We start from the raw sequence: 1,378 nt of genomic DNA on the forward strand, positions 1-1,378 counted from the left end.
TGCAAGAGGCACCAATCGTTTTAAAAGTTCTGGGTCTGTATTGGTATTTATTAAAACCTCATCAATTCCTGCATTTTTATATTTTTGAAATTCAGCCACATAATCTTCATTCGATTTTTTTGCGTTTGCAGTAGTCCACACTCCAAAATTAAAGGCTGGTTTTGTTTCTTCTTTTGTTGTTGGTTTTGTTTCTTTATTAGCACATGAAAATAGGCTAATTGCTAATAGTAGTAATACTAATTTTGATAGTTTCATAATAGTCTTATTTTGATATGATTTTTCCACTTTCTTTAATGATTAGGGTTTTATTTGAAAAAGGACTCTTGATTGAAATATTGAATCCAGTTGCGTGATTTTCCATTATAGGTTTTAAGGGTTTATCATCAACAGAAATAGATGCTTTTGAGATACTGTCCAATGACGTTGCCCAAGATTGATGGTTATGATAATAGGCTTTTTGAGCTTTATAGAGATTGTACAATTCCCATTTAACTTTGTCGTCTTGCGGAATTGAAAAGGTGTCTTTTGAACCAATTGCTTTTGAAGAAAAATACACATAACCCCATTTCTCTGGTTCGTGCATGTTAATGACGCCTATTGGTGACCAGACCCAATTGTATTCCGGTAGAAATTTCCCATTTTCATCTTTTTTGCGAGTATATGTTCCATTTGAAATATCATTTTGCCAATTGACTCTTGAGAAATCAACTCGCCAAAAATTATCTCTAGGAACATTATCTTGGTAATACGATGTTTTGTAAGCCGCCCAAGGAATGGCTAATTCTACTTGCCAGCCTTGATCTGTATCTGAAGAATTATTGATGGTGCCGTTTATCTTTATTGCCGATTTTAACCCTGTTAATGTCCAATCATTCAGTACTACGTTTCCTTCTTCTCTGTATGGCTTATTGATAAACAAATCCCAAACGGTATTTAACGCGTTCATTTCTAATTCGTAATAATTATAGGTGTCGCCATCCGGATCTATAAATACCTCGAAATCGTTGTTGTAAAAAATTATGGTATCACGTTGTTTTAAAGTTGCCCAAACATGAGGTTCTTCCAGTTTTGCTAGGATATAAAAATAGGTGTCATCCCAAAGCATTTTAACTTGTGTCTTGTATTTGGGTTGTTCAATGCCTTCTATATCAATAAAAGCATCTGTCCATTGTGCTTTATTCCATGATACTTCAGAATCATCACCGTCAATAATCATTTTTTCCGAAGTATTATACGCAACATACGTTCGTGGTGTGATGTCCTTGTTTGATTGAGCACACCCAAACAAGGATATTAAATTTACTGCTATTAATACTGTCTTAAACTTGTTTTGCATGCTTATTTATAAACTGTTATTTTTTGTGAACTCAATGACTTC

The 1,378-nt window shown here is 33.7% G+C and carries 1 protein-coding gene and 1 pseudogene; both read right to left on the reverse strand.

Translation table 11 applies throughout. From position 1 onward, the window contains the following. Positions 1-255, reverse strand: a pseudogene (locus tag IEW94_RS09040) (hypothetical protein); the annotation flags it as partial. A 7-nt stretch (positions 256-262) separates the two neighbouring features. Then, complete coding sequence (locus tag IEW94_RS09045; RefSeq protein WP_188652169.1) at positions 263-1,336, reverse strand: carbohydrate-binding family 9-like protein; 1,074 nt, start codon at positions 1,334-1,336, stop codon at positions 263-265. Positions 1,337-1,378: the final 42 nt, after the last annotated feature.

Source organism: Yeosuana aromativorans (genome assembly GCF_014646655.1).
Taxonomy (GTDB): Bacteria; Bacteroidota; Bacteroidia; order Flavobacteriales; family Flavobacteriaceae; genus Yeosuana; species Yeosuana aromativorans.